The organism is Sutcliffiella horikoshii, from assembly GCF_002157855.1.
Classification (GTDB): Bacteria; Bacillota; Bacilli; order Bacillales; family Bacillaceae_I; genus Sutcliffiella_A; species Sutcliffiella_A horikoshii_C.
In genome coordinates this window covers 341,720-368,179 of record NZ_CP020880.1, presented here as the reverse complement: position 1 = coordinate 368,179, position 26,460 = coordinate 341,720, and the positions used below count along the sequence as shown (strand labels likewise).

At 33.4% G+C, this 26,460-nt stretch carries 29 protein-coding genes; 7 read left to right on the top strand and 22 right to left on the bottom strand.

All coding sequences use genetic code 11. The features are described from left to right. The first annotated feature begins 1 nt into the window (after position 1). The gene (locus B4U37_RS01980; RefSeq protein ID WP_010191736.1) at positions 2-1,351 is read left to right on the top strand and encodes a Ger(x)C family spore germination protein; all 1,350 of its coding nucleotides are present in this window, start codon (positions 2-4) and stop codon (positions 1,349-1,351) included. Here the strand turns inward: B4U37_RS01980 and B4U37_RS01975 are convergent. Continuing rightward, positions 1,248-1,955, bottom strand: a complete 708-nt coding sequence (locus B4U37_RS01975) for a M48 family metallopeptidase (RefSeq protein WP_088016849.1) — start codon at positions 1,953-1,955, stop codon at positions 1,248-1,250. The genes B4U37_RS01980 and B4U37_RS01975 overlap by 104 nt on opposite strands. 330 nt (positions 1,956-2,285) lie before the next feature. Further along, positions 2,286-2,390: a hypothetical protein gene (locus B4U37_RS21755; protein WP_342746489.1), complete on the bottom strand. Its 105-nt coding sequence runs from the start codon at positions 2,388-2,390 to the stop codon at positions 2,286-2,288. 525 nt (positions 2,391-2,915) lie between these two features. Here B4U37_RS21755 and B4U37_RS01970 point away from each other — a divergent pair. The 3 genes from B4U37_RS01970 to B4U37_RS01960 all read left to right on the top strand — a co-directional run bounded on the left by B4U37_RS01970 (position 2,916) and on the right by B4U37_RS01960 (position 4,710). Then, positions 2,916-3,806 (top strand): DUF4352 domain-containing protein, encoded by an 891-nt coding sequence (locus B4U37_RS01970; protein ID WP_088016848.1) that lies wholly within the window; start codon positions 2,916-2,918, stop codon positions 3,804-3,806. 70 nt (positions 3,807-3,876) lie between these two features. Beyond that, positions 3,877-4,305 carry a DUF4231 domain-containing protein gene (locus tag B4U37_RS01965; protein WP_088016847.1) on the top strand — a complete coding sequence of 143 codons (429 nt, stop codon included), beginning with the start codon at positions 3,877-3,879 and terminating at the stop codon, positions 4,303-4,305. Positions 4,306-4,308: 3 nt separating this feature from the next. Then, positions 4,309-4,710, top strand: coding sequence for a TIR domain-containing protein (locus B4U37_RS01960; protein WP_088016846.1), 402 nt, complete (start codon positions 4,309-4,311; stop codon positions 4,708-4,710). A gap of 385 nt (positions 4,711-5,095) precedes the next feature. On the opposite strand, the gene B4U37_RS22155 is transcribed toward B4U37_RS01960, so the two are convergent. The 4 genes from B4U37_RS22155 to B4U37_RS01945 all read right to left on the bottom strand — a co-directional run bounded on the left by B4U37_RS22155 (position 5,096) and on the right by B4U37_RS01945 (position 9,471). Beyond that, complete coding sequence (locus tag B4U37_RS22155; protein ID WP_198317067.1) at positions 5,096-5,923, bottom strand: toll/interleukin-1 receptor domain-containing protein; 828 nt, start codon at positions 5,921-5,923, stop codon at positions 5,096-5,098. Between the two features lie 166 nt (positions 5,924-6,089). Next, positions 6,090-6,239: a hypothetical protein gene (locus B4U37_RS21750; protein ID WP_157663682.1), complete on the bottom strand. Its 150-nt coding sequence runs from the start codon at positions 6,237-6,239 to the stop codon at positions 6,090-6,092. A 303-nt stretch (positions 6,240-6,542) separates the two neighbouring features. Continuing rightward, entirely contained in the window at positions 6,543-6,935 is a 393-nt protein-coding gene (locus B4U37_RS01950; RefSeq protein WP_088016845.1) for a hypothetical protein, read from the bottom strand. A gap of 124 nt (positions 6,936-7,059) precedes the next feature. After that, positions 7,060-9,471, bottom strand: a complete 2,412-nt coding sequence (locus B4U37_RS01945; RefSeq protein WP_088016844.1) for an AAA family ATPase — start codon at positions 9,469-9,471, stop codon at positions 7,060-7,062. 874 nt (positions 9,472-10,345) lie between these two features. On the opposite strand from B4U37_RS01945, the gene B4U37_RS01940 reads away from it, so the two are divergent. Continuing rightward, complete coding sequence (locus tag B4U37_RS01940) at positions 10,346-10,561, top strand: hypothetical protein (protein WP_088016843.1); 216 nt, start codon at positions 10,346-10,348, stop codon at positions 10,559-10,561. Between the two features lie 193 nt (positions 10,562-10,754). On the opposite strand, the gene B4U37_RS01935 is transcribed toward B4U37_RS01940, so the two are convergent. After that, positions 10,755-12,230, bottom strand: coding sequence for a DNA/RNA helicase domain-containing protein (locus B4U37_RS01935; RefSeq protein ID WP_245840032.1), 1,476 nt, complete (start codon positions 12,228-12,230; stop codon positions 10,755-10,757). A 123-nt stretch (positions 12,231-12,353) separates the two neighbouring features. Then, the gene (locus B4U37_RS01930) at positions 12,354-13,460 is read right to left on the bottom strand and encodes a hypothetical protein (RefSeq protein WP_088016841.1); all 1,107 of its coding nucleotides are present in this window, start codon (positions 13,458-13,460) and stop codon (positions 12,354-12,356) included. 248 nt (positions 13,461-13,708) lie between these two features. On the opposite strand from B4U37_RS01930, the gene B4U37_RS01925 reads away from it, so the two are divergent. Then, on the top strand, positions 13,709-14,737 hold the full coding sequence (locus B4U37_RS01925; RefSeq protein WP_245840031.1) for a phage exclusion protein Lit family protein: 1,029 nt from the start codon (positions 13,709-13,711) through the stop codon (positions 14,735-14,737). 414 nt (positions 14,738-15,151) lie between these two features. Here B4U37_RS01925 and B4U37_RS01920 read toward each other — a convergent pair whose 3' ends face one another. The 13 genes from B4U37_RS01920 to B4U37_RS01865 all read right to left on the bottom strand — a co-directional run bounded on the left by B4U37_RS01920 (position 15,152) and on the right by B4U37_RS01865 (position 23,474). Next, positions 15,152-15,448 carry a hypothetical protein gene (locus B4U37_RS01920; protein WP_088016840.1) on the bottom strand — a complete coding sequence of 99 codons (297 nt, stop codon included), beginning with the start codon at positions 15,446-15,448 and terminating at the stop codon, positions 15,152-15,154. A 122-nt stretch (positions 15,449-15,570) separates the two neighbouring features. Beyond that, positions 15,571-16,041, bottom strand: a complete 471-nt coding sequence (locus tag B4U37_RS01915; protein ID WP_088016839.1) for a hypothetical protein — start codon at positions 16,039-16,041, stop codon at positions 15,571-15,573. A gap of 148 nt (positions 16,042-16,189) precedes the next feature. Further along, positions 16,190-16,348, bottom strand: a complete 159-nt coding sequence (locus tag B4U37_RS01910; protein ID WP_245840030.1) for a hypothetical protein — start codon at positions 16,346-16,348, stop codon at positions 16,190-16,192. Between the two features lie 160 nt (positions 16,349-16,508). Beyond that, positions 16,509-16,664: a hypothetical protein gene (locus tag B4U37_RS22150; protein ID WP_010194054.1), complete on the bottom strand. Its 156-nt coding sequence runs from the start codon at positions 16,662-16,664 to the stop codon at positions 16,509-16,511. Between the two features lie 161 nt (positions 16,665-16,825). After that, positions 16,826-17,017: a hypothetical protein gene (locus B4U37_RS01905; protein ID WP_010194053.1), complete on the bottom strand. Its 192-nt coding sequence runs from the start codon at positions 17,015-17,017 to the stop codon at positions 16,826-16,828. A gap of 89 nt (positions 17,018-17,106) precedes the next feature. Beyond that, positions 17,107-17,658 carry a nucleoside/nucleotide kinase family protein gene (locus B4U37_RS01900; protein ID WP_088016838.1) on the bottom strand — a complete coding sequence of 184 codons (552 nt, stop codon included), beginning with the start codon at positions 17,656-17,658 and terminating at the stop codon, positions 17,107-17,109. A 21-nt stretch (positions 17,659-17,679) separates the two neighbouring features. Further along, positions 17,680-18,456, bottom strand: a complete 777-nt coding sequence (locus B4U37_RS01895; protein WP_245840029.1) for an alpha/beta hydrolase — start codon at positions 18,454-18,456, stop codon at positions 17,680-17,682. Between the two features lie 86 nt (positions 18,457-18,542). Then, positions 18,543-19,301: a serine hydrolase gene (locus B4U37_RS01890; RefSeq protein WP_088016837.1), complete on the bottom strand. Its 759-nt coding sequence runs from the start codon at positions 19,299-19,301 to the stop codon at positions 18,543-18,545. Between the two features lie 21 nt (positions 19,302-19,322). Then, a complete protein-coding gene (locus B4U37_RS01885) occupies positions 19,323-19,946 on the bottom strand; it encodes a nucleotidyltransferase domain-containing protein (RefSeq protein ID WP_088016836.1) in 624 nt (207 codons plus the stop codon). A gap of 243 nt (positions 19,947-20,189) precedes the next feature. Continuing rightward, a complete protein-coding gene (gene ltrA, locus B4U37_RS01880) occupies positions 20,190-21,467 on the bottom strand; it encodes a group II intron reverse transcriptase/maturase (protein WP_483883388.1) in 1,278 nt (425 codons plus the stop codon). Positions 21,468-22,077: 610 nt separating this feature from the next. Continuing rightward, positions 22,078-22,554 (bottom strand): NUDIX hydrolase, encoded by a 477-nt coding sequence (locus B4U37_RS01875; protein WP_088016834.1) that lies wholly within the window; start codon positions 22,552-22,554, stop codon positions 22,078-22,080. 103 nt (positions 22,555-22,657) lie between these two features. After that, on the bottom strand, positions 22,658-23,068 hold the full coding sequence (locus B4U37_RS01870; protein ID WP_088016833.1) for an HIT family protein: 411 nt from the start codon (positions 23,066-23,068) through the stop codon (positions 22,658-22,660). A 217-nt stretch (positions 23,069-23,285) separates the two neighbouring features. Then, positions 23,286-23,474, bottom strand: coding sequence for a hypothetical protein (locus B4U37_RS01865; protein WP_157663680.1), 189 nt, complete (start codon positions 23,472-23,474; stop codon positions 23,286-23,288). A 497-nt stretch (positions 23,475-23,971) separates the two neighbouring features. On the opposite strand from B4U37_RS01865, the gene B4U37_RS01860 reads away from it, so the two are divergent. Next, a complete protein-coding gene (locus tag B4U37_RS01860; RefSeq protein ID WP_088016831.1) occupies positions 23,972-24,970 on the top strand; it encodes a DUF3231 family protein in 999 nt (332 codons plus the stop codon). 129 nt (positions 24,971-25,099) lie between these two features. Here the strand turns inward: B4U37_RS01860 and B4U37_RS01855 are convergent, their stop codons facing one another. Beyond that, positions 25,100-25,924 (bottom strand): STAS domain-containing protein, encoded by an 825-nt coding sequence (locus tag B4U37_RS01855; protein ID WP_088016830.1) that lies wholly within the window; start codon positions 25,922-25,924, stop codon positions 25,100-25,102. Positions 25,925-26,460 lie beyond the last annotated feature (536 nt).

Here is a 26,460-nt window from a genome sequence, read left to right as displayed (position 1 = left end):
TATGAAACATAAACATATCAAAATACATTTTGTCATTTTTGTTAATATAATCTTTTTATCAAGTTGTTCACCTATTCCAGAAAAAAATCTGATTGAAGAAATCGCGCCTGTGACTTTTTGGTCGATTCAGAAAGGAGAAGGGGAGAACTACAGAATGAGCACGTTGATACCTCCCCTTGTAAAAGAAAAGAAACGCCTTTTGACTGTTCAAGTCGACATGTTAAAAGAAGGCATGAAGGGTTTCAATCTAAAGTATTATAGGGAATTGAAAGTTGGACAACTCCGGATGCTGTTGATCAGTGATGAAATTGCAAAAGAAGGGATCAGTCCATTGATTGATACGATTTTGACAGATCCTGATATTTCTAAACGTTTGTATGTAGCCATTGTCAAAGGGGATTTTGATGAGTACATCAACAGTCAACTTGCAGCACAAAAAGACCTGGACTATTATCTCTATCGGATGTTCAAACATTACGAAGGTCAGGGGAAATTGACCGTTGTGAATTTGCATCAATTCATGAAAATGCTTCATTCACCAGCTAATTCTCCTGTAGCACCTGTATTTGAAGCTAGTAGTGGTAATTTCCAATATCAAGGTACTGGTATTTTTAAAAATGACAAATTGATCGAAACCACCAACAACATGGAAGAGCAAATCTACCAGCTTATCGGCAACGATCACTTTTTAAAGTATTTTCCTATCCGTGACTTATCTTTTGTTCTAGGCCATGTGACAGCCAATGTCAATTGGTATATGGATAAGACATATTCTGAACTGAAGCTCACCGTTCAGTTGAACGGACGACTTGACGAAATAGCCCGGGAACAAAACGTGCTCACCCAGGATGGACTTTCAACATTCGAGACGGAAATTGAATTGTATTTAGAAGAACAGACTACCAATTTTTTAAAAAAGCTTCAAGAGAATAAGGTTGATCCTTTTCAATTAAGAACGTATACCTTGAGACCTTTCTCAAAACCCCTTAATAAGGAAGAATGGTCAAACAGATGGGAGCAGATGGAGGTCACAGTCGATTATGACCTTAATATCCAACCTCTAACAGATATCAAAACTGATGAATCAAATTATGAAGAAAGTGTGGGACGTCTCCCGTGGAACTGTTGTCGCAGTTTCACATATAGGGGGCGTCCTCTTCCTTTCCGACTTGGTCATACGGACGATCAAACAATGAAAAATGGGTATCTTCACGACAGCGAAGATATAAAAAAGAAGCCTCTCCTGCCTAAATATTCATCTTCCAACTTGACTGCGCCAACCAACTTTCCTGCTCTTTATAATCAGGCGATATTTTTCCTACAAGTCGCCAGAAGGATCGGTCGTGATTGAGATGAATCATATGGCACATTTCGTGTACTACTACATAATCAATTACTTTCATTGGAGCCATCGCCAACTTCCAATTGAAAGTTAACTGTAATTGGGAATCACACGTTCCCCATGTAGTCTTACTATCAGATATACGGATCGACCGTGGTTTTACTTTAAAGTTACTTTGATAGGATTTTACACTCTTCTCCACGATAGCTTTGCATTGCTGGTAATAAAATCTCTTTAAAGCCTGTTTTATCTTTCCGTCCTCCACCTGTTTCACATATACATTTATATGTTTTTCATCAAACACGACATAATCTTGTTCAATAGTAATATCTTGATAAACTTTTACAGGATAGGTGTTTCCTAAATAAAGAACCTTCTCCTCCTGGCTGTATTCCTTCTCCTGCTGCCCACGCAGTCTGTCCTTCATTTCCTTCGATTTTTCTTGAATCAGTTCCCACCTTTCCTCCAGCAATCGAATCACTTTTTCATCCTCTGTACCTTTAGGAGCCTGGACTTCCACATTTCCATAGACGTCCATACGAATTGCAATGGATTTGCGATTTTTGTATTTTATCTCAAAATGGATGGTTTCTCCTGAATATGTATGTATCATTTTATCACCCTACTTCAATGTACTTTTCCAAGTAATTATATTTGATTTTGCTTGGAAAAAGTAGCGGGGATTAACTTCTTACTTCAAGTTCCTAATTCCAAAAGAAAGCCCGTCTGTCACGCCCCATTCAGTGCAGGAAGTAGAGGGACGTTTCTCCTGCTTCCTGCTGAGCGCTTAAATGGCCCCAATGCACTTTGGTAACATACTATCCATGCTATTTCAAAATATTATCAGACCCATAGATAGCCAAATCCTAATAGTTCATTACAAACATATAAATATTTCACTTAAGCCTTCTGCATAGTACCAGTTCCAGGAGATCTGTTCATATCATAAACACCATCTATCATCCGCATAATGATTAAGCTTCGGGCGTTTCAATCTATGTATGCAATCCTCTATCGCCAATGGATGGAAGTGAAACGTATTGTCCAAATGCCTTATTTTCTCCTCCGACGGCTCATTAAAGTAAACCCAAATACATTTTTTAGGCGTCCCTATCTAGGTTATCAATGTTAATGTTTTTGGTAATTTGACAATCCCCTTCCCTCTGCAATCGATGAGGAAATAACCAAACTAACCCCACTTCCTTTTTGCTTCATATTCTAATACATTTCATTTTAAGCGAGGAAAAGTCTTTTTATTTCTTTTTTAGAAACATTGTTTTTTCCAATCCATAAAAGTGATATTATGGAAATGGAGGTAAGTTGTTCAAGAAAATTGGTGCGCGATATTTAAAAATACTCCATGCGAAGTGCCAAGGGGTTCTCAAAAGAATGGAAAAAAATCCTAGATTACAAAGAGGTGATCGAGAAACTTAAAAAATTCAAGAAACTTGGAGACATGCAATCATGTAGAAATACATAATTACTATCATTGTAATCGTGATGGTATTTTTTCGAGGCAACACTGGGTTTAAAGCCTATTTTTACATAATATTAATAAAAGGGAGAGTTTTAATTGTTAAAGAATATAACAATGATTTTAGGTATGGTTATATTTGTGGGTATTTTAGCAGCATGTGGATCTGAGGAATCATCTAAAAAGGTTGACGCTCCAAAAGAGAGCGCTTCCGCTGGAAATAGTGAAGAATCAGTAGCCAATCTTGAAGACATAGATTGGGAGAATATGAGTGAGTCAGACTGGGAGAATATTAACCTTTCAAAAAAGCAATTTGAACAATTGCTAGAAGAAATGACTACTCCAGATGAGTCAGGTGAAATAATATATAGTGAAGCTAAGATGGAAGACGATATTAACATAGTTATAACTCTAAATAACTCTGACGGAGATACATTGGAGAACTCAATGACTGCACCTTTTACTGATGCTATTATTAGGCAGTTTTATAAACATTCTGCTTTTTTCAGAAATGAGGAGCCGATTATCAAAGTAGTTGATCTTTCTGGATATGTTGTGATGGAAAATAACGAAGAACTAGAATTTGATGAATCAGGAGAAACAGCTGGCGGAGAAGAATTGGGTACCTTTGCAGTTGGTGATAAAGTGGATGTGGCCGGATATGTCATTACAATTAATGGGGTTTCCTTAACTGAAGAGCGTAATGAATATGCGGATGAGAACCCTGAAGAAGTATTAGCCTTAGAAATTACGCTACAGAACTCCACACAAGAAGAGATTTATTTTAATGCGTATGAATTAGAGTTATATGATGCTAATGGAACCTTGATGGAAGTTTATCCGTTAGATAATTTTGATGCAACATTGCAACCTGGGAAAAATTCTTCTGGGACAGTATTTTTTGGAGTTTCGGGAGACAGTCCATATGAGCTCTTTTACACCGAATGGATTTCAGGCACGAAAGCTATGTGGAATATTTCACCACAATAAATAATACCCGAAGAACCTTTGGCTTTTCTTTTAATCATTTAACCGAACATCATTTGATAGGGGTGGTTAGTTGACCGAACAAGAGTATTTGATAGAAAGGTTAGAAGACCAAATTTCCTGGTACGATAAAAAAAGCGGACAGGCACAGAGATACTACAAATGGATGAAACGTTTAGTAATTATTATTTCTGCTTCTATTCCACTGTTCGTTGGCTTTATAGCAGAGGCTAAAGTATGGGCTACCATTGTGGGCACACTTGGAGTTATTATCGCTGGTATTGAAGGCTGGTTAAGCCTCTCAAAATATCATGAAAATTGGATAGAATATAGGAGTATTTGCGAAACATTGAAACATGAAAAGTATATGTTTTTAACAAAAACCGGTGTTTATAACGGAATTGAAGATCCTTTTAAGTATTTTGTTGAAAGAGTAGAAAGTATTATTTCAAAAGAAAACGTTAATTGGGCAAACTTAAACAGTAAAAACAATGGGGGATAAGACATGTCTAAAACAGTATTTGTAAGCTATCATTCTGCCAATGAAGATACGATCTATAAAAATTTATTGGTTGCATGGTCAAAAAATGATAGTGGTCATTTCGATATTAAGTTTGATGATACATCAGTAGGAATTTCAATCAATTCAACAAATGCCACGTACATAAAGAGTGTAATAAAAAGAAAGATTAGTGATAGCTCAGTTTTCCTTTGTCTAGTTGGGGAAAACACTCATAACAGTGACTGGGTAACATGGGAAATTGCTAAAGCCGTAGAACTTAATAAAAAAATCGTAGCTGTAAAAATAAAAAGCACATATACAACTCCAACTAATTTATATGGTGTGGGTGCGACTTGGGCATTGAGTTTTTCATATGAATCAATTAAAGCAGCACTAGACAAATAATTAGAAGCAGGTACACGGATCTTACAAAGATTAATTGAAAACTAGCGCGAGTATAGGCATAACTAATGCTCCATCTAGTTATGTCTTTTCTACGTTTAAGTGTATTCGCTACCGTAAAATTTTTGATTGCGGGAGGGGGATGAAGTCGCGGTCTTTTATTATATGGAGATTCAATATTAGACGCTCCTTTTTTTCTTCATTTGTTTTCATGTATGCTAGATTACTTCCCCAGTGAGCCTGCCTAATGATTTAGGAAAGAGGGGGTCTTCGATCTAAATGAGACCGAAGAAGCAAGGGGACGGTTCTCCTACTTCCTTAGAGTTTAAAGAAAGCACAGAATCGTCCCGCTGCTTTTGTTCTTAACACAAAGGACGGCCCTAGCGCTTCATGCAAATTCATAAACAATTTTTAAAAACTTCTCTTTTTCTTCGTCCCATTTATTATTTGATATATTATTGTTAAAATCTCTTGAAATCTTTTCTCTTAATTGATTTAAATTAATTGCATTATCTAGACGATATCCTTTTTTATTAGAGTCTATAACTCCAACTATAGACTTCGACATATTAGGTAATAAATAAATTGAGAAGTCATTTTGATTAACCCAGACAGCTCCCATTTCATTTAAACAATATACACTTTCATAATAATTGTCAGATAGCATATAATAAACAATAAAGTTTTCTACTATACTACTTCTTAGATAGTCAAAAATATTCATATCTGCAGGAATTCCAAATCTTTCTGAACTGGAATATAATATATTTGTTTCAGGAACACCCAATACTTCTAATAAATGTACAAACGCTGTACAGATAGGTTCATCTTTACTTGAATGGCTTATAAATATTTTATATCCATTAGTGCTTTTCTCTGATTGACTTTCACTTACGGAGGCATAATCTACTTTCTTATTTTTTTCATCCTGGACTTCAATTTCACTTATAGAAGAGTAGTATTCTCTTATCTGGTTAAAAGCTAAAATATGACTATCTAAATTTAAAACATAATCATTTGCACGTATTCTTATCATATTAACGTCATACCAATTTTTTAACCTTTCTAGAAATAATATAACTCCTTGTAAATCATTTTTATCAATACATTTGATTAGGTTGTCTATTGTTTGTGTAATATATGGGTCACTTGTATAATCTTTTATTAAATCTTTATACACCCTTGCATCATACGACAACTTTTTTAATTCATTCATGTTCTCATCTCCATCTTCTTCAATATAATACCAATATCAAAGGAAAATAAATTACTGTAAAGACCACTACTTGCATAGTTTTGTCTATGTCTAGGGGATGACTGGTGTGGAGGAGAAAGAGCTATAATAAAGCTTTAATTTGCGAAACAATTCTTTGAGCATTCAACTAAAACTCCCCTCTAACTTTCCAAACAGTGTCTTCATGCGATACAAAAGAACCACCCAGTTCAAATTTGCAGTCACTTATTTTTTTCTTTAATCCTGCATTCACTCCAAACTCATCTTCATAAGAAACAACCAAAGAAAACTCTTTCAATCCATAATTTAATCTTCCATTTGAAATTTGTTGCCAGGTTGGTTCGTGATGATACCAAATTAGGTTATTAGGTAATGAAGATTCTTTGTCACCGTCTAGTGTTGCTTCAAATAGAAGCCTATTATTTTTTTCTTTTGTTGCTTTGTTTCTTCTTGAATATCAACATTCTTTATAGGAACTTCGAGAGATATGTTTGAAGAAAATTTCTGATCCCATCCTTTTTTATGTTCAACCTGTAACCTCTTTGCACCCAAAGACATTAATAAAGAAATAGCCTCTCCAAACTTGTGTTCAAATGCCAATCTATGATATTGAGCCGTTGTGTAATAGCGTTTGGGGTCTACTGGATGGATGCGCTATATAAAATACACCCTTTTTAGGATGACCCGGTGGAAAGTCCAATGTCTTTGCCTCTTCCGGATTAATAACTAACAAATTTTCTATATTTTTCAGTTTTTTTAATTCTCTCACACCCAGTCCCACTCCAAATGCTAAAATTACAGGTAACCTAAATAAATTCAAACCCAGAACAGGAATAACATATTTTAGTATATAGGGTGCATCCATTCCATTAACAAGTTCATCAAATAGATTTGAGAAACTATTCGACTTCTCAACTTTATTATTAATCACCAAAAATTGACGTTCAGAGTATGGTAAATCACTTACTGTTTGTTTTCTAAAAGTATCATTCAAACTAATTCCCTATCCCTTCTTGTTTTTTATTTGAAGGCAAATATATATGTACTTCTTATAAAAGGGCAAGAGATTATGCCTCCTGCTTTCCAAACCTGTACATAAAAGCATAAAGCGACCAAAGCTAGTTTGTAGATACCCCTCCTATACTTTGTTCGGTAACTCGTGACAGAGCACCTATACTATTAAGGAATGCATCATACTGTTCACTATCTCGTATAGAAATGGCCTCTAAAATTATTTTTGCATTTTCTTTAAATTCTGGGATATTAACCGGTTTAAACAATCTATCGGGCTGTTCTTCACCATGTGAATATTCATTGTTTATCCTGTTAATAAATGAACGAACTTCCACTTTTCCACCAAAGAAAGACAGTATTCTTCTATCATTCCCCATCTGGATATCAGGGTATTTGAAAAACATATACGTTTCTATAAATTTTCGAGCATTGTTAGGGAAATTGTAAAATACATGATAATTCTCATCGTTCTGCTCTTCATTTGCTACCCTATATATCTCATGAAAAAGGTAAATAAATTCTGTTGAGTATTTTTCCAAATACTTAGGCATTTTTTTGACCGTACTTATAACTTCGTGTTCTTCATTAAAACATTTTTCTATTAACCAGTACTTATTTTTATAGAGTTTTAATCTTTGCTTATTTTTTTCGGGATTAGTGATTTTCTGTAGGTATTTTAGAAAGTCTAAATTGTGCGTTGAAATGAAAACCTGCTTATATTTTTTACTAGCTATTTCAGAATCAATTAAACTGTAAACATAAAAAATATGGTTGCTATCTAAACTGCAAATAGGATCATCAATAAAAATAGTATAATCTTTTACATCTGAAATATCTTTAAGAGTTGCCAAGAAATAACAAAATGCAATTAAACTTTGCTCACCTTCGCTTAAATTTCTTGCCATTTCTTCTTTTCGCATTATCACAAATTTCGATTTTTTTTCTGGTCCGCTACTATTTATTAAATTTAAATATAATTCTGGATGGCCAAGAAACGTTTTTAAATAGTTATTAATCTCTTTGACTGAATTTTGCTCATCTTTTATCATCGCTTCTAATTCTTCGATCTTTATCATTGTTTCGTTTGCCTCTAAAATTAGAGCATCTTTTTGTGCACCTATTCGCAGAAGCTTATTATTTTCTTCATCTATATTCTTTTTTGCTTTTTCATAGTTAATAATCTTTATTACCTTTTGTATTTCGTTGAGTCTTAACTGACGTCTTGCTTTCTCTTGTTCATTCATAAAACCGTTTGTAAAATCATTGTGGTTCTCAATTAATTTATTCATATTATAAATATTAGTTGAAATTTGCTGTTCTAATTCAGTAACTCTTAGTGTCGTATTGATAGGGATAAATAAGCTAAGTTTTCTCTCATTTAATATGTCGATTGTCTTATTTAGTTGCATTATACTTTCATTTTTAAGATATTCATATTCTTCAGCCCAAAAAATGAATTCTTCTTGAAAAACGGAATAAAATTCTGATTTCTTTATCGGTAATTGATAATTTATTATCCACTCTTTTGTAATTTCTATTTTTGTGATTAAGTTATCAATTTTTAAGGAAAAATCATCTACTTCTCTAGTGAAATGACTATCAAAATCTTCCCATAATTGTTTATCTATTGGATTCCCACAAAAAGCACAGTCTTCTTTATGCTCCTTTTCATGGAAGGCAATTCCTTCTCTGACCCATTGTTGTAGTAAACTATTTTTTGCTAACCTTTCAATAACTTTGCTAGGTTTAATTTCTCGTGTTAATAGTGCGTTTGCTTCGACTATCAGATTTGAGGCGTTATATTCAAAATCCTTTAATTCATTTAAAACCGGCTTAATTTCTTCTTTAATTATGTTCCGAAGTTTTTCTTCAGTTAGATTATCTAATACTTTAGCTTTCGGTATTTCCAAAATAAAATCTCTACTATCATATTGCTTCTTTTTCTCAGTAGCAACAAAAAATAAAGAATTGTTTCTAATATTACTTGCTGCTTCTCTTATTTTTTGTTGTACTTCCTTCTCCATTGATGAAATTCTTTTCGTTTCTGTAATGAATCGATTAACTAAGCCATCGTTGTTTTTTCCATATAGTTCAAATTTTATGTCATCATTTTTTCTTCGTGCAAAATCAATTTTCTTTTCAATTTCAATATTTTGTTCGCCTAGTATTGTAAAAGGGAGAATTTCACCTTCATCAGTGTACAAAAAACTTAAATTTTCTTTCTTAAAATCAGAGTTAAAGACCCTAATTTTATTTGAGCTTTTTTCAATTTCTTGTTCTGATATCTCTGTACCATCATCTAAAGTAATCAAAAACTTTCCATTATTAAAGTCTTCATGAAGTACTCCATTTTCGAGGCTTCTAAATAACCTTGAAAATGTTGTTTTACCTGAATAGTTCCTACCATATATTATATTCCTATGCCCAAAGGTGGTATCATCTGTATTTCCTATTGCATTATCCCAGATAAAATCTCTATAAACTCCATAATCGTAAATATTTATTTTTTTGATCATATAACCACTCCTATATATAATTTATTTTGAGAAGTTAAGCAAAGTCCTGGTTCCCAATTAATAATTCATCTAAAAATCATCCAAGCTTTTACACCAAATTAATCATTATGACTAATTTCTACATATTTTTGCATTCACCTTCTTGATCTGGAAAATAATTGTAACATTTAGTCTAACAAACATTTTCGGTTATAAATGATTGAACCTATTACTATCAAATTTTTATAGAAAAAAGAAAAAGGACTACCTCCCTTCAATTAGGAAGTAGTCCTTTATTAATATTTCTGTAGGTAGCTACTTTTTAGTAAAACGGAATTACATCATTCCGCCCATAATGTACTAAACTGTAACATCTATAATATTTATTCATGAAACCGCGATAAAAGCGTATTTTTGATATTTTTTTTGTAACATCTTTACCTACAATTCACGGCTTTTTATAGGATTGCGTTAAATTATTGTTAAATTAAGTACTGTGCAAACAACATATATCTAACCTGAATTGTGAAGATATTATTAACTTTCTTATCCACTCTTAACCTTCCAATTCAAACTTGATTAATTTATAAAATCTATGAGACAGCCATAACAGCCTTTCACTGCATTCTCTATTCAAAGTTTGTTTTACAAACAGTTTCCACACACAACCTGAATTTGTAAGATAGTGTACTTCTTGATTCTTTCATATATATTAATACACTTTTTGAAAGGGAACGTAAATAAACAAAGAATCAAGGAAAATTACTTCAACCTAACTAATCTGACAAAGACTTTCTAAACACACTTTTTCTCGTTGACTTACAATGTTATTATTTTTGTGCAGGAAACTTTCAAATGAAAAGCGAATATAAATTAAGAAAGGGAGTGTGAGCGCATGAAAAAGACAATTGGTAAGTTAACACATTTTAATATGTACATCTTGATTATATCTTTCCTTTTCGTTGTATTTAACCTCACACTTATGAATATTATTCCTACAGTTACATTTGGCAGCTTTTATGCAAGAGAGATTATTGCATTGTTGTTTTCTTTTATTTCCCTTAAGTTATTTTTTAAGGTGGAAAATAGATATGCAGAAGAGGATGTTTAATTTTCTCAAAGATTAGAATTCGAGTGCATAAACAAAAAATTCGAGTCTGAATGAGTCACTTTTTAACATATAAAACAATTAGAATTAAAAAGTCTCGTCATATGACGAGTCTTTTTAATGTGAAAATATTGATAACTGCTTTACGATTTCTCATTAAAACCCTTAAGTCGAAAAATGCTCTGAGTAACTATTCCTAAGAAGAACGCTTTTTATTAACTGCATTAATGAGTTTACTCATAAACTCTGGATTATTTACAACCAGCAACATGATTTGTTTTCTCGCGCGAGTAACAGATTGATAGAACATTCGCTCCGGATCATAATAGTTTGCATTTCTTACAGCAATACTATTTTGATCATTGTAATAAAAAGTAGAACCAACTAAAACAAGTACTTTATCAAACTCTTGTCCCAAAACATTATGCGCATTCAATCCTCTGTTTAACTTCATCCTCTGGATAGCTTGACCATTGAAATTCTGACCTGTATAGTCAATAATCTGCCATCCCTCTCGTTCCAACCCTTCTGCAAACCCTCTCGCTTGGTTAATATCACCAAAGTAATGAATGGAGATATTTTCGGTGTTATTACAATACTTCATATTTTCCAAGTTAAACAAACCTTTAATAAAAGCACCAAGCTCTTTATTTGTCCTAATTTTTTTACTTAGCTTAAATAACTCCCGGTTCTCCAAAGACTTGAGTCTATCCAAATTATTGTAGTTACGTTCACGAAGCGAAAGTATCTGTTTTGGATCAATAGAAAATATACCGGATATATCATTTTTTTGTATATATTCGATTAAATATTTTAGCTGCCAAGGATACATTCTTTGAGTTTCATCAACAAAAATAAATTTAGGATTAAGTTGTTCTATCTCTTTAACCTCTTTGATAGGTATAATGCTCCAGTTGTATTCTTGATGTAGTATTAAATGGCCAACATTTAATTCTCCCGTATGAATTATAACTATTTCTTGAGTTTCGCTTAATTCTTTTGCTAAATCATATAGTAATAATGTTTTTCCTGTACCCGGTAACCCTTCTAGAATTATAAACCTTGAGGAGCCCTTTAATATTTCATTCTTAAATTGTTGCTGTTGTTTTGTTAAAAAATAGGACCCTTTTCTGAATCTCTCACTATCATTGAAAGGGGAAACTAAATAATCAGATGGGTCAAATAAAGTATCTAAATTTGGATGGTGCTCTATTTTTTGACTGACTAAAAGTTTTTCAAAAACAGCAAAATCTACTGGGTTAAAAGTTTCATCATCATCTAATTGATAAAAACTATTATCTTCTGAAATATATGTGAATAATTTTAACTTCCTACCTAAGGAAGATAAATAATATTTATTTTGGACTAACTGTTCTCGAGCATCTTCTTCTTTTAAAATCGATTTTATTTCCACATTTAAAATGTAATTTTCACCAAATCGAAGCAAATCAAACTCCTTATCTATTTGAGGTATTTTATAACCTACATAAAAATATCCAAAGTACCTATCTTCTACATAAATATTAGAAATAAAATTAGAAATCTGATCAATTTCTTCATATCTCATAGTAAAATCAAAAAAATTCAAGATACCTTCAAAAATCTCCACCGGTAAATCTTTGTAACTACTAACTAGTGAATTTAAATCAATTGGTTTTCTCAATACACTCACCTACACTAACAAATTGCTAAGCGTCCCTTTCATTCACAGTAAAAACCCAGTACCATAAAAACTCCATGACCCATTCAGGACATTAGTATGGGTACTTAAATTATTTGTCCTAAAAAAATCCTTTTAATATTCCTCATCTTTTTGTATATTTTCACTAACGACTTTTTTCTTTGAGGAACTTTGGTCATTATTATCTTGAGTTAATTGAACTAAATATTCTTTTAGAGATTTCTCTAAATTTTCCGGTAATTTTATATCTAGTTCCTCCGCGTTAGACTTTAAACGTGCTTGTTGTTGTTCGGGTATTTGACTTACCTGTTGAGCTTCTTGAACCTGTTGATTTTTCGGTTTTATTTCTTGATTTTTCTCTTTCCATTCGAGAACTCTACCAATAATACCAGGTGTATCTATCTCCATACCCAGAACTTTGGCTCTGCCTCCTAAGATTCCTACGATTGTAACTGATGCAATAATAATTACTGGGATAAGCCCTATTAATTCTATCGTTCCCTCAGATTGAACGCGAACCTTCAAATCTACTCCTTCTTCTTTCTCTTCTAGATTTGAATTAGCAATATTTAAAACATCTGCCATAAACGGAACAAGATGATTCCCTTTTATATCTCCCTTTTTTTCAACATGTAAAACCATATGGCATTTGTCACCTTTGATAAAAAAGTCATATAATGCTCTTTCTATAAAAACTGAGTATGGTTTTGCGTCAGTTATTGTTTGTTGAGAATATATAAGTCTATATAGTTGAGGGTCAAGCTTATCTCTTTTCTTTACATCAATCCACTTTACTCTTCTCCTTTTCCTATATGGGCAAACCCCTTCAAAATTAAACTCTAATTCTGGGTGGTTATCTATATCTTCTAGTTCAACAGGAATTTCTTCCTCTTCATATGCCTCATTATCTTGCACAATTCCAAAATGAATAAAAGTTGATTTCGTTGAAGGAATTAAAACAATATCACCTTTTTTTATTCCTCTTGAGAAAGTATCAATTTGATTTGCTACATGATTATATTTAATAGTATCTGGGTACCTTTCTTTAACAACAACACCCAAAGGTCTATTATCTTTAAAATATTCATTAGTAATTTTATTCCATCCAATTCCTATGAACCCTTCATTTACAAAGTCATCGTAGTAATCACCAGAATTAGTTCTGACAAACCAATATTTTTGATCTATAGGTATCTGTGGTATAAAATCTAATAAATTCAATCATATTTCCCCCTTTTACGACTTTTGTCCACAATAATTATACCTTTATTTCCCTTTTTAATGAAACCACAATTTAACATTTTTTTGTTTATGGGAAACTAGAATGATTACATTACGGGAGAACTATGATTCTATAGAAGTACAAAGAAGTGAAATACATTACAGTCAGTTAGTAATGCGTGGTTTTTTCATATATTTAGTTTAATATAATAGTATAATACATATCATTATCATTAGAGGTGAATAGAATGATATATAAAAAATCAGTAAAAAAGAGATTTTTAGATAGATTAGGCGGAACGGAAGACTGGGATAAACACTTGTTAGAATCAATAGCTAAGGACGAAAACTCTCATCACTTTAAAATCGCCCAAAAAATACTTAAAGAACAAGAAGACTTTGGAAATGTAACGAATTCATACTTGGGGAGAGAAATGTGGTACAGTAATGATTTTTTTATTAATAGTCTAATCCTAAATTTTATAACTGATGCAGAAGATGACCTAGTCAATGAGCTAAAAAAGATTTATGTTGGTGTACTTGGCAATCCTGGATTAGATGCAGAAGCTATTAACATGGATGATGAATTTGAAGGCTACTTGATAAAAACTCATTTTGATATTGATATTCAACTAGATTTATTTTCTCATTTTGTTTCTTACCATTTATATGGTATGCAACTTAGTGATGAAAGAGCAAGGTTTAATCTACTTCCAGAAATGTGTGAGAAGTTATTGTTATTAATGGACAAAGAAGCGCTACTAAAAAAAGCTATTTTAGAAGATGTACATGATGATCTAGAGGTGGATATTAAATCTCCTAGATTAAATATAGCAACAGATTTATTTGTAGCAGGCATGTCTTTTATATTAGGTCATGAAATTGGCCATCATTTTTTAAAGCATACAGAGTCAAATGGCAGAAACCTTGTATCAAAATTTATACCTACTGATGTTACTTACAATCAAAGGTATTTAGATGAATTTGCTGCAGATGATTTTGGATTTAATCTATTAATCAGAGGAATGAAAAAAAGGAACGACAACACATTATTCGCTCCATTAATAGTAATATTAATGCTAGCCTTATATGATAAACACCCTGAGGAGGCTAGTCAATATCACCCTTCATTACGAGATAGGTATTTAAATTTATTAAGTAGGGTGTCTGAACACAACGAAGCAATAGCACTAACACTACAAAGAATTTTTAATGATATAGCCACTTGGATAAACCATACCTTGCTTGGTTACTGGAAAACAGAATGGTGGAAATAAAAAGTGGAAAATCTTCCCTTTAAACTATCAAATGATTTTCTTCGTACTTATCTTAGATGCTTTTCTTCTGTAGAGTTACAAGTAGGCTAACTTGTGAATTAAACAGATCAAAAGAAAAAACCAGATCAAATGATTCTGGTTTTTTTGTAATTTAATTTACTCTTATTACATTAAAGCTCCAGATTGCCGAATAAAAGAAGGCCCATCTATTTTAAATGAAATCTTGTTTTATCAAGAAACATTAATAGTTTTTTCAGTTGTCATATCATAAAATTGGCTCAATTAGTGTTTAGTGTTGATTTGTATGACAAAAAAAGACTTCCATAATAATAAATCACCTTATAATGTATATTTTACTTGTGGTACTAGCACCTAATTAACTCAATATCATAGTGCTTAATTGCCTCTGACTTATTAATATATTTCTTGTGGATTATTATTTTTCCGTACTATAAGATATTTGGCAATCAAAGCAACTACAATAAAAGCTGTACAACTATTAGCGGTATTATTTCCTGTGAAAAGTCCCTCTTTGATAAATTCAAAATATATTAAGATATTAAGTATAAATGAAATTAGAAATCCCACTAATGAAGTAAAAAATAAATAATTGCCGAACAGTGTTCTTTTAGTAGCTGATGTTTTGTTGGCAAAAGCAAAAACAAATATAAAGCCAAAAATCAACCATAAGACTATAAAATAACCAATCACTTGCTCAACTCCTTTATCTAAATTTTATATGTTGTTAAACAATCCTGCCCTATTCTTAAGTACGGAAAGAGCGATCACCTATGCTGCAATCGCCCTAGATAATTGAAGAAGTCGTGCTTTGATTACTCTATAGATTGAACCATTTTAATCAATTTTTCTTTCGATATTTCTTTGGCTCCTTTATAATCAATCGCATATTCCACCTCATCTTTTCTCCAGCTAATCATATGAACGTTATCATCAATAACATTGTAATATGCAGTTGTACCGTCATAAAGTGTTATTTGTTCATCCCAATTTGATACATTATTCCAGCCAATTTCGCTTGTAGCCCACACTGTAATTGACTCTTCTTGATTTTCATATATAGTTTTCACTCTATTAAAACCACTAATTTTAGAATATTGTTTTTCTACATCTATTGGAACGTACGTTGCAGACTCAACCTTAAACGGAACTAACAAACCAGCAGCATTAACGGGTAATTTAATAAAAGGGATGGTTATTGCCCCAATAATAAAAACCACTATCAATAATGTGAAAATTCGTCTTTTCTTATCAGTTTCTTTTAATTTCTCTTCAACTTTGTCCATTCATTCACCCACATTTCTATACTAAAATCTTGTTCCATTATCCTGCCCAATTCTTAAGTAAGGAGCAATCCACTATGCTGCAATCGCCCTATATAACAGAAAACCCAGTAACCCTAATTATTGGTCTATATCTTTTGTCCCGTTGATTTTATTTCTTTTTTAAAACAAACACTTCTCTAATAAAAGCCCCCACAATTGCAGATAGAAAGATGATAACAATTAAGTTTACAACTCTCACAAATGTATGAGGGGCGTAAATAACTGGTACACTTTGAATAATAACGAGTAGACCTAAAATTACAGACATCAGTATAAAATATTTCGGTGTAGCTTCCCTTCGTTTATCTATTGCACTCGCCCCTTTGAATATTCAATTTGTACGCATATCCTTATTCCACAATCCTGCCCTAATCTTAAGTTAGGGGCGATCTGCTATGCTGCAATCGCCCCCCCAGTTAGCTGAATAGCTATAGTAAGTTTTCGTCCACATAGTTCAGATAGAAATTAAGAAAGATTCCTGTTAAAAACCCCAGCTTAATATTTGTAATAAATAATCCCCCAAATCCCTCCAACCATAACGTTAAAGCTCCGCCTATAAAAGCTAAAACTATTCCTATCCACATAGCCACCCCCCCATATATTTATCTTCATTTAAAATCTGCTTCACAGGAATGCTACCCTATTGCTTAATACCAATTATTTCAAATATCAGACATTTACTCAAGATATATTCCCATAAAAAGATGCTTATCTTGTTGCAGATAAGCACCCGTTAATAAAAAAATTATTTTTCTTGTTGCCCTTTATTCTGTTTTATTGTTATCAATTTTGACATGACAAAGTGAACTACTGCAATAGTTAGTAAAAAGTCTCTATATGCCTCACTTGTCCCATCCAAGAAACCAGCAACAATAGAGAAAAACCCAAACGAAATTACAAGCAAAGCCAGAACATAATACTCAATTTTTAGTTCCATTTAATATCCCCCTTTATTACACATTCCTGCTTCGTTAGCACAAGAAGCGACTGTTCTTATTGATCAATTGCGCCCGATTGTTGAAGATACTATAAACCCCTATTTCTCATTTCTTTGATTATCAGTTCAACGATTTTATCTGAAGGTAGAGTTCCGTCAATCACTATATCTGAATTCGATTTAATACTATTTTCCATTTCTAGATAAGCCACTCTTCCATATTGCAAATAAAATTTTACATCATTATGAACATCGATAATGTTGCTTTTTGTGTGATCTCTAAGTATTCTTCTGGCCATCGCAACGTCTAAAGGAGTATCTATATAGATTGATAGGTCAATGTATTTTTTCATCTTTTCGTTCATATATGAAAACGGATAGTCTAGTAATATGTATGTAGGTACTTCGCTAGAGGATTTCATCCTCTCAATATCTGAAATCAATGGGTCTAAATTCCAAAGGTTATAATCAGCTCCCTGATCCACCCATTGAACAATGTCATCTGGTGCGTTTTCAAAGTCATAATCATCAAAAAACAACTCTTTTGCATCTTCTAGGACTAAACTCAATTTTTTGGTTATTGTAGTTTTTCCTCCGCCTGAAACAGCTGCTATTGAAATTATCATTGGTTTAACACTCATATATATAAAGCTCCTTATTTATCACTTTTTTTGTAAAGAGAGAAACAATTCTCGCTTTCTTCTTTTGAAAAATCTATAAGAATGTTCAGCATCTGGAACAACCACAAAACTTGTATTTAGGATTTTATCTTTTAATTTCCTATAGATGATTTGATTAGACTTAATAAATTCATCACTTAATTTGGTCCCTTCACCAGCCTCATTTGTTCCGCAGTCTAAATAAATGGACTCAATGAGTGTAAGATCACTATCATCAATAAGTTTTTCTATTTCCTCCTGATTAGACCAAAAGGAAGAAGATAAACAAATTATAGTACGGAATAAATGAGGATATTTACAGGCAGCGTAAATCGTGATTAATCCACCAAGTGATATTCCTGCCATCAGGCTATTATCTCTAATAGTGCGGTAATTACTATCAATGGTAGGTTTCAATTCTTGGACTATAAACTCGATATATTGCTCTCCTTTTCCGCCATAAGAATCACTATTACCCGTTAATTCTCTTACAAACTCTCCACTTACCCATGGACAATACTCATTTTTACGTTCTTCAACGACTTGGTCAATAGCTACTATAATTACATCTATATCATTCTTTTCTACATATTCTTCTAGCCCTAACGAAATACCGCCAATTGCATCCCTATCTTGAAACACATTTTGACCATCGTGCATATATAAAACTGGATATCGCTTGCTTTCTAATTTTGAATAACTCTTGGGAAGATATACCCGAACAAGTCTACTGTTCTTTAATATTGAACTAACCATTTGAAAAGATTCCAGTTCAACCAACACCTTTTCACCTTATTTTCAATCCATAATCCTGTCTGATTCTTGAACATGTAAAAAGCTTTCTCTCTATAATTAAGTACAGCACTTTATTGCTTTAAATATTCCTCATAAAGCAAATTCATAGCTTCCATAATTTTATTATCAGCAGCCTGATTGGTAAATCTATTAGGTAAACTAGTAGCACCTACTGCAAAAATAAAAGGATTTTCATTGAAGTCACCGATTATGCCAATATCAATCACAACGTTGTCTAATCCACCTGTCATATGATTTAGATGGTGTGTTGGAATATGCGTCATATCTCCTTTTTGTCTAACTAAACCATTAATTATTGGTGTCCAAAGGAGAGGTTGAGTTTTGTAGCCTTGAAAAATATGTATCATTATTTCAAGGATTTGGTTTAGCTGACCCTTGTTTTTAATATCTCTTGGGTTTTCAGTAATACTTATTGTTGGATAATAAGATTGGATTGAATGGTTCAACTTTTTCCAGCCACCACAATAATTAACAATACTTCTAGCAACATAACTATCGTGACAAGCAATCATTACTTCTACAGCCTCCCTTAAAGGAAGCGATTTTCTATTTTGTAGATGAGGATAAAGTTCCTTGCTATCTTCTTCTGGATTAAATGAAATCTCATTAATTAGGTCTTCCCAATTATATGTATTTTCCTCTACCCATTTTGCTACACAATATGCTATTGCCACTTTTGCTGCAGATGCAAGGGGGACTGTAAGTTCACTATTTAAAGAGGTCTCATACCTTTGTTCTTTGCTGGAAAATAATATGACACCTATTTCTCCGGTATCTATTTCTTTTAGTTTATCAATAATTTTATTCAAGCATATTCACCTTACCTAATTTTAAACTTTGGCATAAGAATCTATTAGTTCAATCCATTTATGTCCATGAGGGTACTGTATTTTCAAGGATTTTTTTAACCAATCACGGTTGCTAACATTTAATTTAGGTAATATATTCCCTAAATCAATAAAGTCTTTTTCTCTAATGACAGAACTTCCACCTTTATAAAGAAGTTGTATTTCTGGTTTTAAAAATGGTATTCCAGATAAAGATACTAACCCAATATCTTCAAGTGACTTTCTTATTGTGTTGTTTCGTTTGTAGATCCAATTCTTCTCCTCTATATCCAATAACATTACTTGGAAAGCCCATGTTGATTCATCTTTTTTCTTAACCCAGATATTATCATAATGAGAGTCTAGCAATTGATTCTTGTTCCAGGGTATTAAATGCCCTTTAAATGCTATAAACATTTCCCAATCTCTACCCAGATGTCTTTGTAAAATTAAGTGATCTGGTCTTAGGATAACTATGTCAATATCCTCATGAGCCCTTGTGACTTTTTGTAAATAAATATCTAAAGCCCACCCACCAGCAATCCACCATTGGATAGGAATTATGCTGAAGATACTATGAATTTCAGTAATAGAAAGAGGTCTCCAGACTTCTTCATTATCTCCCAACTTTTCACCCCATTTTTATTTACGAGCAATCCATTACAGACATTCACCTTAATACCAATTATTTCATAATCTATAAGTTCCTACAATAAGCTATTCTTCATCCAGTCCCAATAAAAATGAGCGCTAATCCTGTTCATGGAGTCGAGTAGAATGGAGCCTTTCTACCTTGCGGTAAATTGTGCTCCAAACCCTCCCAGAACCGTGCTTGCACTACTCATGCACACGGCTCCTCCTAATCATCATTCACAGAATATAGCTAATCTCTTTTCTTAATTCATATATATTCACTTTAATTCTTGGTGAAGGTAGTGGATGTTTGTCAAGAAATAGTCTGAATTTGTCCCATTTAAAGGATTTCCTTTGACTTCTTCTGTTGAGCCATTTAAACAGTAGTTCCTCGATTTTGCACTTAAAGTTGCCAACATTTGTGGTATTATCAGTGATGCAATAATAGTTGTAATAACCAATAAGCGAGCGTCGAAATCTGTCCATTATTATATGGATTTTCTTATTTCTATTCTTCTTTAGCCATTCCTTAGATTCTTTTAATTTAGCTTGGACTTTCTTTCTGCTCGTTTTCCGTTTCATCCGAAATTTCCCTTGTTTACTTTTCCCACAATAGTGTGTAAAGCCTAGGAAATCAAAGGTTGCTGGTTTCCTATTTCCCTTTTGTTTTGCATATTTCTCCGCAAGCCGCCCGAAGGGAATAATTTTGGTTTTATCCTCGGCAATTTCCAAGTTAAATTTCTTTAATCTAACTTTTAATGATTGGAAGAATTTCTGAGCTTCGCTCTGATATTGAAAACAGCACACAAAATCATCTGCATATCTTACTAGATATGCCTGCCCTTTACAGTGTTTCTTGACCCTTTTCTCAAACCATAAGTCTAGGACATAATGGAGATACACGTTGGCTAATACCGGAGATATTACGCCGCCTTGCGGCGTGCCGTTGTCTGTTTTGTATTTCTTGCCTTCCTCCATATATCCACCTTTAAGAAACCTGCCTATTATTCTTAATAGGCTAGGGTCGGCAATTCGCAGTTTTAGGAACTCCATCATCCATTTGTGGTCAACATTGTCGAAGAATCCGCGAATATCGACATCTACTACGTAATTTACTGCCCTCTTTTCAATATAGAGGTTCAGTATTTTCAAGGCATCATGGCAACTGCGGTTTGGACGAAACCCAAAGGAACAGTCTAGAAAATCATTTTCATAGATGGTGTTTAGTATCTTTGTAATGCCTTTTTGAACAATCTTGTCTTCGTGTTCCGGAATTCCTAATGGTCTTTTCTTGTTTGAATTGAGCTTCGGAATATACATTCTCCTTACTGGAACAGGTCGATAGCTTTTGCTTTTAAGCCTACTTACTAACTCCTCTATATTTTCTTCTAGATTTTCACCGTACTGCTCTTTAGTTGTCCCATTAACCCCTGTTGCTTTCCTATTGGGTAATTCATGATGACATTGAGCTAGTGCTTGCTTCTTTAATAGATGTGCAAGAGATGTAAATTTCATTTTAGGATCAGACTTTGCTAATTCTGCTATCCTTAGTAGTTTTGTTTCCATTTAAGATACCTACCTCTGTGTGCAGTAAATGTGTCTCTAGTAAGGGTGATAACTAGGTAGCAGCCTTTCCTCCATCGGCATTACCCAATTTCATTGGTACTACGCTGCTATCCGACTCCCTACACGGCATTTGGTTTCCTTGCTTTTTATCACTTGTACACCATACTCTTCTAAATAAGAAAAGACCGGTAGGGTCTCCCAAGTTGCCGTATCATATCAATGTATGACGTGCCAAGGTCTATGACTCCAGAGAGGTTTTACCCTTCTTGCCTTTAACGAAAGATAAAATGTAGCTTTCTGCAGCGCGAAAAGCATCAGCCCTCTCAAGTTGCAATCATTATGGAGCTCAATCCCTTCAACCGCTTGGCTTTCGGCCCGCCACCCTCGCTGTCTACGCTTAAAAACTAAAGTTACCTTTAGTCCTCCAAGACTCGCTACGAGCGAATGGCTAGTTCTTACTCGACGGGAATCCCACCCGTTATATGACACGACCTTGCTTGGCCGCACTCGCGCCCTATTGCTGAAGATTGAATTTCTCAAATAATTAAAGGGTAACGACTTATAAAGATTGATTTTTACTACTTAATTTCTTAAAGTCCTCAATGAAGGGTTTATTAGTAGGGGAAATTTTATCAGGTAATTCATCAATACTATAAAACCTAATTTCGTCACTTTCTATCCCATCAGGTTTAAATTGACCACTATAAGTTGATGTGAAAAATACTACATTAACAAAGTAAACCTCGTCACCATTTGGATAAATGTGATGCTGCTGCTTGCCAGAATACACATTCAACAACTTCAATTCCCCTATATTCATATATGTTTCTTCAAATACTTCTCTTATTGCGGTTTCTTGAATGCTTTCTCCTACATCCATAACCCCACCAGGTATACACCAGTTACCATCATCACTTCTTTTGATCAAGAGAATTTTATTGTTAGAGTCTGAAACAATAACACCTACTGCACATATTATCAGTGGCATGTTACCTACCGCCTGTCGTAAATCCTTTATGTAATCCACTAATGCCATCCTCTCAATTAAGCAAACTTTTTTTATATAAGAATACTCCAAGAATCGATCTTGTCTTAGGCTGTAATTACACAAACTAATTCAATAATGGGTAGAATAGGCTTTAATAAGCTTTCTCCATCAACTCATAAATCTTATTACTTAACTTCTCCTTCAATTCTCTATGTTTCACATCAGAGTATTGATATTCAGTACTACGCCACCTATCACTTGAAGATTGCCATACAGGATAAGGAATTCGTTCTACAGGCTCCCAATTATATCGTGGAAACACATGTGCATGTAAATAAGCATCTGTATTCCCATAAATAGAATAGTTAACTCTTCTTGGATTACACACTTTTACTATTGCTTCTCCAATTAAACTCATGTCTAGCAAGTATTCACTTCGTTGCATATAATTAAGCTCTTCCAAAGAACTAAATTCTCTGAATGGTAATAGTACACAATAACCTGGTAGAAACTGTGTATCACCAATAGCAGCAAAACCACTTCTCATTTTTGCAATAACCATTGGATTTTCCCCACGGTGGGCAGATGCAATTATATATTTTCTATAAAGATTTATTTTACCATCTAATTCAAAAATACTGCCTTTTTTTGTTTATTAAATAAAACCACTAATCCTTCATAGATTAGTGGCTGATTGATCCGTTTTTGCGCCAGATTCTTGAGTAACTCTTTTCTAGTTTAAACAAACACCCTTATAGGCAATGAATGAATCAATAAATTTAATGCGAATACGGGTGATTAAGTGACGTTAGATAGTTCTTAACTAGTTTTTCAGCTTCTTTTTCCGAACTTACACCAAAATCAGATGTCATAGTACGAGTGATAGCAAGTAAATGATTATACTTTAGCCCAGCCTGTAGGAATCGATCTACAACATATGCTACCGTCTCATTAATTTCTTTTTCCATTAACATTCTTTTCATTTGAATATTTTTTCCTCCTACCATACTTATACAAAAGTAAACAAGATAAGAATTAATATAAGGTAAATTAGGTGGGAATATTGTATATTAGTGTCGATGTCGAACAGTTTTTTGGTTATTAAGTCAACAATTATTTTCCTTGCTGTTCTTTAGTTAGTTTTAAGTTCAATTATTATAAACAAAAATACTATAGCATAACCCCGTTCTAAATTTATATTGGATTACTTACATATTGGGAGGGTATACCTGAAAAGGGTATTTAGCACCCAGAATAGAAAATTCAACACACAAATTAACACAGCACTGCTTATCGCGGTGTTTTCTTCCTAATAAGACCAGTTCATTAATGAACTGAGTTTATAAGTAAATGAAATTCTTATGAGTAGTGAAAAACATAAAGGAAAATAAGTTGTAGAAGTTTTTATTAATAAAACGATTTCCTCATGGTTATATTAATAAAAAAACTAGGGGGTTATAACAGGATGACTTCCAAAGCGCCTATTACATCATCAGAACTAGCTAATTTGTGGATGGCTTATCAAGAAAAAACTATGATCCTCAGAATGTTGGAACATTTTATTGACCATGCCGATAATGATGAAAAACAGCTGTTACAATCTCATTATAATAATGCTGCCAAAACCGTAGAAATAATTACGAGTATTTTCCAAAAAGAAGGTGCAGTCAGTCCTATTGGTTTTACAGAAAGCGATGTTCATAAAAGCGCTCCAAAGTTGTATGATTACCTGTACGACATCATGTATTTGCATATGATGACTAAAGTAGAAATGAGCTTATATGCACTTTTTACAGGCATGTCCTATCGAAAAGATATTGAAGATTTATTTACAGGTTTGACGGCAGAATCCCAAGCGATGAACAGCCAATCAACTCAATTCCTATTAGAGAGAGGGGTACTTATACGTCCAGCTTTTGTATCCATGCCAAAAGAGGTTCATTTTGTGCAGGATAATAATTATATGGATGGGTTTAAATGGTTTAGTGAAACGAGGCCCCTGAATACAGTTGAAGTCTCTCTCATCCATCATGCCATTGAAACAAATCTAATAGGGATGCAATTAATGATTGGATTTGCTCAAGTTGCTACTGATAAAGAAGTTCAAAACTATTTTGTCCAAGGAATGAAATTATCAAAAAAAATCGAAATCGATTTAGGTGAATTTTTGCGTCAAAGTTATATCGAGCCCCCTGCTACTCATGCAGGTAAGGCAACGACGTCAAAAACCGCGCCATTCTCTAATAAATTAATGATGTACAACACCAGTTTGTTATCTTCATTTGGGCTTGGAAGTAATGCTTTAGGAGGTGCCTTTAGTTTACGAAGTGACTTGCCTGCAAAAATGGCCTTTATTGCAAAAGATATTACTACTTTTGCTCAACATGGTGGAAAGATTATGATTAAAAATGGCTGGATGGAAGAACCTCCGCAGATTGAGGATCGTAATCAACTAACTAAATAAGGTACTCAACAATAGAGCCCTATTAAGCCTGTTCTCGACATATCCATACTATCAACCATTATCTAAATATTTTCACCGTTGCTTTTTATGGGCTTGGACATTACCAAATTAGAATGCTAATTGATTCTTCTATACAAAGGTATTTAACTTATTCAAAGCTTCTTTTACGTTGGTAAATGATTCTACTCTGCTCATATCTATACCACTTTTAACGGCTGTTAGAGCTAAATTAGGAGTAATTCCGGTGGTGATCACTTTTATTCCTAATAACCTTAGTACACTCCCTATTTCTTGAATGTGATGAGCAGTAACCTCATCCATATGATTAATTCCTGAAAAGTCAGCTATAAGATAATCTAAATGCATTTGAGAAATTCCCGGAACGACTTTATTTATTAGGTAGGAGGCACGATGTTTATCAATCTTCCCTATCAATGGCAGAACAGCAATTCCCGCCTGTATTGGTACTATAGGGGAGAAGAGGAGGTCGGCTTCTTCCTGCATTGCCTTTTTGTGCTTTTCCACTATATCCTCAAATGCACGAACTGTTTCATCCAGACTAATATCAAAAATCTGATTAATGCGTTTGAAAATGTACACTGTGTCTTTTTTAGAAAGTTCAAACTGGTCACTTAAATGCAAGAGTAAATCCGCAAAGACATCTCTCGTTGGACCATATCGACTTACAATTTCTGATATGTTTCTTTGAGAAGTAACTTGGTTTTGAGCATTATTTTTGCTCCATTTTATTAGTTCAGAAGGGACATCCTGGTTATCTTGTTCTATTATATTACCTAAAAAGGTAAGAAAGTTATCATACATTGCTATTGCGGCGCTTTTTTCTTGATCAGGTACTTTAAATTGACCTTTGACTAACACATCATTCACAACTTGGCCGGCAAGGTCAGACGAGTTCTGTATAAGATATAGAGATAGATTCTTTTTAGCAGACAACAAAATCCCCACTTTCCTAAAATAGCTTCTTTAATTACTATAACACATCTATTAAGTAGTAATTGTGGGGAGCTTGGGACAGAGGGACAGGTGAATTGTCCTACCATATTTTTAAAGGTGAAAAATGGTTGTTCTAATCCCACCCGTTTGTTTAAAGAGGAATTGATTGGGAATTAGACTTCTATTACATTGTGGATTTCTAAATTTTTTCGCTATATCCTAATCCTTTGCAAGATATTTTCGATTAAGTGCAAGTGGAGGAACCTATCCCATTTGCTATCAAATAATCACATTACTCATTAATTCTGCCTGATTACTTAATACCAATTATTTCATAATCTAAGAATCTTACAATAAGCTATTTATCATTTTGGCCCATATAAAAACGAGCGCTGTTCCTTCCTGGATAGCGCCCGATAGCCGTCCATGAAGCGCAAAAATCAGCGCTTCACCACAGAGAATGAAAATGGTTGCGAACCGTCAATACTGATTCTACGGCTGAGAGGAAGGTCGATGAACTATGGTGCGTTAGAGCC